This window comes from Streptomyces apricus, assembly GCF_008369065.1.
GTDB lineage: Bacteria > Actinomycetota > Actinomycetes > Streptomycetales > Streptomycetaceae > Streptomyces > Streptomyces apricus.
This window is the reverse complement of record NZ_VDFC01000083.1, coordinates 96400-102045: the sequence shown is the minus strand read 5'-3', so window position 1 is coordinate 102045 and position 5646 is coordinate 96400. Positions and strand designations below refer to the sequence as shown.

5 protein-coding genes are annotated in these 5646 nt (G+C 74.7%); 2 read left to right on the top strand and 3 right to left on the bottom strand.

The window, feature by feature from the left end; all coding sequences use genetic code 11:
* Nucleotides 1–15: 15 nt before the first annotated feature.
* On the bottom strand, nt 16–1590 hold the full coding sequence (locus FGF04_RS36180; protein ID WP_149515625.1) for a PepSY-associated TM helix domain-containing protein: 1575 nt from the start codon (nt 1588–1590) through the stop codon (nt 16–18).
* Between the two features lie 148 nt (nt 1591–1738).
* On the opposite strand from FGF04_RS36180, the gene FGF04_RS36175 reads away from it, so the two are divergent.
* Nucleotides 1739–2380, top strand: a complete 642-nt coding sequence (locus tag FGF04_RS36175; protein WP_149515624.1) for a peptide deformylase — start codon at nt 1739–1741, stop codon at nt 2378–2380.
* A gap of 42 nt (nt 2381–2422) precedes the next feature.
* Here FGF04_RS36175 and FGF04_RS36170 read toward each other — a convergent pair whose 3' ends face one another.
* Nucleotides 2423–3859: a dihydrolipoyl dehydrogenase family protein gene (locus FGF04_RS36170; RefSeq protein WP_149515623.1), complete on the bottom strand. Its 1437-nt coding sequence runs from the start codon at nt 3857–3859 to the stop codon at nt 2423–2425.
* Between the two features lie 113 nt (nt 3860–3972).
* Between FGF04_RS36170 and trxA the strand changes: the two genes are divergently transcribed.
* Nucleotides 3973–4353, top strand: coding sequence for a thioredoxin (gene trxA, locus FGF04_RS36165; protein WP_268893804.1), 381 nt, complete (start codon nt 3973–3975; stop codon nt 4351–4353).
* 215 nt (nt 4354–4568) lie between these two features.
* Here the strand turns inward: trxA and FGF04_RS36160 are convergent, their stop codons facing one another.
* Nucleotides 4569–5615: a LacI family DNA-binding transcriptional regulator gene (locus tag FGF04_RS36160; RefSeq protein ID WP_188114371.1), complete on the bottom strand. Its 1047-nt coding sequence runs from the start codon at nt 5613–5615 to the stop codon at nt 4569–4571.
* Nucleotides 5616–5646: the final 31 nt, after the last annotated feature.

Sequence of the window (5646 nt, the reverse complement as noted above, 5' to 3'; positions counted from 1 at the left end):
CGGGCCCCGGGCCTGCTACTTCGCGGATTCCCCGTCGGCGGACCCGCCGCCTCCGCCCGCCCCCGCACCACCGACTCCGGCCTCGGCGGTCTCGACGGAGCCGGCGGATTCGGCGGATTCGGCGGAGTCGGCGGAGTCGGCGGAGTCGGCGGAGTCGGCGGAGTCGGCGGGCCGCGCAGGCCCGTCGGGCCTCGTGGGCCCGTAGGTCCGCTTGCCGCGCCGGTAGGCGATCTCGCCCAGGAGTACGTCCACCGCGACGAAGGCCGCCAGGGAGAGGCCGAGGAGCGGTACGAAGTATCCGAGGACGGCGGTGCCCGCCATCAGGGGGACCAGGACGTGCGCGGGCACCTGCTGCCAGGCGCCGCGCGGGATCGGGCGGCCGAAGGCCGAGGCACGGCCCCGCTGCCACCACATGCGGTAGCCCCACAGGATGAGCAGGATCAGGCCGAGGGCGAGGGCCATCAGCACGAGCTGGTTGGCGAGGCCGAAGAGGACCCCGGTGTGCGCGTCGATCCCCCAGCGGGTGAGCTTCGCCAGCACCGGGAAGTCGGCGAAGCGCACCGTGTCGGTCACCTCGCCGGTCGCCGGGTCGACCGCGACCGAGTCCTGCTTGGTGGGCCAGCTGCGCTGGACCTGGGAGACGACGTAGCCCGACGCGTCGTTGGCGGGCGGCACGATCTCCACCGGGTCGCCGAGGCCCTGCGCCCGCGCGGCGGCCAGCACCTTGTCGAGGCCGACGCCGTGCTCGGCGCCGCCCCCGGCCGGGCCGGAGCCGTGAGCGGAGTGCTCGCCGCCCGCGGCGGCCGACACCGCCGGGGTCTCCTGGCGCAGCTCGGTGCGCAGCTCGCCGATGTTCGCCCCCGCGTACGTCGACCAGGTCAGACCGGTCGCCGAGAGGAAGATCAGGCCGAGCGCGGCCCAGACGCCGACCGAGCCGTGCAGGCCCAGGGTGCGCCGGCGGCCGCTGGTGCCGCGCACCTTGCGCTGGGTGCGGCGGCGGCCGAACCAGAGCACCAGGCCGCCGCCCGCGATCACCCACAGCCAGCTGGCGGCCAGCTCGCTGTAGAGGCGGCCGTCGTCGCCGAGCTTCAGGTTGGCGTGGAACTCGTCGATCCAGGTGCGCAGCGGCAGGGCGCCGGTCGATCCGTACTGTTCGAGCGCGCCCCGCACCTGCGCGGTGTACGGGTCGACGAAGACGGCGAGGGTGTGGGTCCCGCCGATGCCGTCGACGCCGGAGAGCATCACCCTGGTGCTCGCGTCGTCCTCGGGCGAGGGGCGGACGGCGGCGACCGTGCCTTCGGGGTGCGCCTTGCGGGCGGCGGCGACCTGCTCGGATATGGGGAGCTTGGCGTCGCCGACGGGGACGGTCATCTCGTGCGAGTAGATGATCTTCTCGGCCTGGAACGACGCCGCGTACAGGAAGCCGGTGGTGGCGGCGACCAGCAGGAAGGGCGCGACGAGCACTCCGGCGTAGAAGTGCAGGCGCAGGATCAGCGGGCGCAGCGGCGCCCAGCCGCCGCGTCCGGGGGCGGGGGCGGGCGTGACGGGTTGCGGGGACCCGTCCGTCTCGGTCGTGGGTGCGAGGGACATCGGCTGGCTTCTCCGGTCGGGCAGGGGACGACGGGGCCGTACTCGGCCGTGCGGCGGAGTGGTCGCAGGACGGGGCGGCCGAGTTCCCGGAGGATCCTGTGGTGTGGGTCACACAGCGGGACGGGCGCCGTCTTGGCATGCTGGCCCGATGGCACCTTCCAGTGATGTCCCGTCCCTGCGCGACCGGGTGGAGGAACTCCTCTCCCGTACCGGCCCGTTGCCGATCGTCGCCGCCGGCGACCCGGTGCTGCGGCGCGCGGCCGAGCCGTTCGACGGCCAGTTGGACGCGGCGCTGCTGGCCCGCTTCGTGGCGGCCCTGCGCGACACGATGCGCGCGGCGCCGGGCGTCGGCCTGGCCGCGCCCCAGGTGGGCGTCCCGCTGCGGCTCGCGGTGATCGAGGACCCGGCACCGGTCCCGGACGAGATCCGCGAGGTGCGCGGCCGGGTGCCGCTGCCCTTCCGGGTCCTGGTCAACCCGGTGTACGAGCCGGCGGGCCCGGAGCGCGCCGCGTTCTTCGAGGGCTGTCTGAGCGTGCCGGGCTGGCAGGCGGTGGTGGCGCGGCCCGCCGCGGTACGGCTGCGGGCCCAGGACGAGCACGGGAGTGCGGTGGACGAGGTGGTCACGGGCTGGCCCGCGCGGATCGTGCAGCACGAGACGGACCACCTCGACGGCACGCTCTACCTGGACCGCGCGGAACTGCGCTCGCTGTCGTCCAACGAGGCGATGGCCGAGCGGTGGGCCCAGCCCACTCCGGCGCGGGCGGCGGAGGGGCTGGGCTTCAGCCTCTAGAAGGCCTGTCCCCAGGAGGCCTGCCTCCAGGAGGCCACGGACCTACTTGCCGTCGCGGTACGCCTCCAGCAGCCGCAGCCACACCTCGCTGACCGTCGGGTAGGACGGCACCGCGTGCCACAGCCGGTCCACCGGCACCTCGCCGGCGACCGCGATCGTGGCGGAGTGGATCAGCTCGCCGACGCCGGGTCCGACGAAGGTGACGCCGCGCACGGTCTCGGTGTCCAGGTCGACGACCATCCGGGCCCGGCCGCGGTAGCCGTCGGCGTAGAGGCCGGCGCCGGAGACCGTGGCGAGGTCGACGTCGACCGCCCTGACCCGGTGGCCCGCCTGCTCGGCCTCGGCGAGGGAGGGGCCCACGGAGGCGGCCTCGGGGTCGGTGAAGACGACCTGCGGCACGGCGGCGTGGTCGGCGGTCGCGGAGTGCGCGCCCCACGGGTCGGTCTCCAGCAGCGGGACACCGGCCGCGCGGGCGGCGATGGCGGCGCCCGCGATCCGGGCCTGGTACTTGCCCTGGTGGGTGAGCAGGGCCCGGTGGTTGACGTCGCCGACGCCGTACAGCCAGTTGGTGCCGGTGACCAGGCAGCTGTCGTCGACGTCCAGCCAGGAGCCGGGCGTCAGGCCGACCGTCTCCAGGCCGACGTCGTCGGTGCGCGGGGCGCGTCCGGTGGCGAAGAGGATCTCGTCGGCCTCGATGCGGTCCCCGGCGGAGGTGGTGACCACGACCGTCCCGCCCTCCCGGGTGACCGCCTCGACCGAGACGCCCGTCCGTACGTCGGCGCCCGCCTCGGTGAGCGCCTCGGTGACCAGTTCGCCCGCGAAGGGCTCCATGCGGGGCAGCAGGCCTCCGCCGCGCACCAGGAGCGTGACCTGCGAGCCGAGCGCCTGCCAGGCGGTGGCCATCTCCACGCCGACGACCCCGCCGCCGACGACCACCAGGCGGCCCGGGACGGCCTGGGCGCTGGTGGCCTCGCGGCTGGTCCAGGGCTTCACGTCGGCGATGCCCGGCAGGTCGGGCAGCACGGCGCGGGAGCCGGTGCTGACGGCGACCGCGTGCCGGGCCGTCAGGACGTGCCGCTCCCCGCCGGGGCCCTCGACCGTGACCCGGCGGGGCCCGTCGAGCCGGCCGTGCCCGCGGTAGAGGTCGACGCCGATGCCCTCCAGCCAGCCGACCTGGCCGTCGTCCTTCCAGTTCGAGGTGAAGTAGTCGCGGTGGGCGAGGACCGCGGCCGTGTCGAGGGGGCCCTGCACGGCCTGGCGCAGGCCGGGCACCCTGCGGGCGTCCGCGCGGGCGATCACCGGGCGCAGCAGGGCCTTGCTGGGCATGCAGGCCCAGTACGAGCACTCGCCGCCGACCAGTTCGCTCTCCACGATCGCGGCGGAGAGGCCGGCCGCCCGGGCGCGGTCGGCGACGTTCTCCCCGACCGGGCCCGCCCCTACCACCACGACGTCGTACACGTTGGTTTCCGTTTCCGTCATGGGGTCAGTCTGGTCGTTGGTGTGGGCCGTGGCCACACGGGTACGTGCGCGGAATAGGCCGCCGATCGGCACCGTTGTCCACGACGGCCACGCACCGACCCCGGGAAGAGGGAATCAACGCCATGAGCAGCACCGTGGAGCTGACCAAGGAGAACTTCGACCAGACGGTCACGGACAACGAATTCGTCCTGATCGACTTCTGGGCGTCCTGGTGCGGTCCGTGCCGGCAGTTCGCCCCGGTCTACGAGAAGGCGGCGGAGGCCAACTCCGACCTCGTCTTCGCAAAGGTCGACACGGAGGCGCAGCCTGAGCTGGCGGCGGCCTTCGACATCCAGTCGATCCCGACCCTGATGATCATCCGCGACCAGGTGGCGATCTTCGCCCAGCCGGGCGCGCTGCCCGAGGCCGCGCTGGAGGACGTCATCGGCCAGGCCCGCAAGCTGGACATGGACGAGGTCCGCAAGTCGATCGCCGAGGAACAGGCCAAGCAGTAGGAGCGCCCCGCAGGTGAGCGCCCCGTAAGGGGCGCGGGGAACTGCGCGAGCAACCCCCACGCACCTGCACCCGACACTCCCCCGCCGCCCGCAGGGCAAGGCGGCCCGCAGGGCAAGGCGGCCCGCAGGGCAAGGCGGCCCGCAGGGCAAGCCGGCCCGCAGGGCAAGCCGGCCGCAGGGCCGGACAAACGGCCCGCAGGCCTGCCTGCGGGCCGTCAGCTCGACTCCCGGTGCACGACCTCCGCCCCCAGCACCTCGTGCACCTCAGGCGCCGCCGCAGGCTCCCGCACCGCGCGGTCGACCAGTTCCGCCAGCTCCCGCCCGGACGGCAGCCGGATGCGCACCGTGCTCAGCCGCGGGCGCAGCAGCCGGCCGAGCATCAGGTCGTCGGCGCCCACCACGGCCGTCTCGTCCGGTATGCCGATGCCCTCGTCCTGGAGGGCCCGCATCAGCAGCATCGCGAACTCGTCGTTGTACGCGAACACCGCGTCCAGGCCGAGGGCGCGCCAGCGCCCCGCGAGGTCGGCCGCGGCCTTCTCGTCGTAGGCGAGCGGCAGCTCGGTCACCGTCGCGTCCGTACCGGACAGGGCCTGCCGTACGCCTTCGAGCCGGGGCCGGGAGAAGAGTTCGAGCCCCGGGTCCTCGGGGACCAGGACGCCGACGCGGCGGTGGCCCCGGGCCAGCAGGTGCGCGCCGACGCTCCGGCCGACCTCGTGGTGGTCCATGAGCAGCGCGTGGGCGCCCTCGACGCGCTCGGGGCCCAGGGTGACGACGGCCCGGGCGCCGGAGCGCTTGAGCACGGACACGCCCCGCGGGCCGAGCCCGCCGCCGGGCACCAGTACGGCCACCGGCCGCAGCTCGGCCCAGGCGCGGGCGGCCTCGTCGCCCTGCAGGCCGAGGCCGCCGTACTGCACGACGGTGTATTCGAGGCGGCTGAGCGCCCACTGGAGTTCGTTGAAGAAGCTGCTGTAGAGCGGGCCGACGGGCACGTCCGGGGCGGGCATCAGGACCATGCGGCTGTGCCCGGCCCGCAGGCTGCGGGCCGCGGCGTGCGGCACGTACCCGAGTTCCTCGGCCGCCTCGTGGACGCGGCGGCGGGTGGGCTCGCTGATCCGTACGGCGCTGGTGTTGTTGAGGACGTAGGAGACGGTCGCGCGCGACACACCTGCCAGGCGGGCCACATCGGCACTCGTCGGCACGGAGTGCGGCGCGGGCGACGGAGGGGCGGATGTTCTGGGTATCTGCACCATGACGTACGGCATCCTCGCAGAAGCCGGGGGCGGGCCCGGGGCC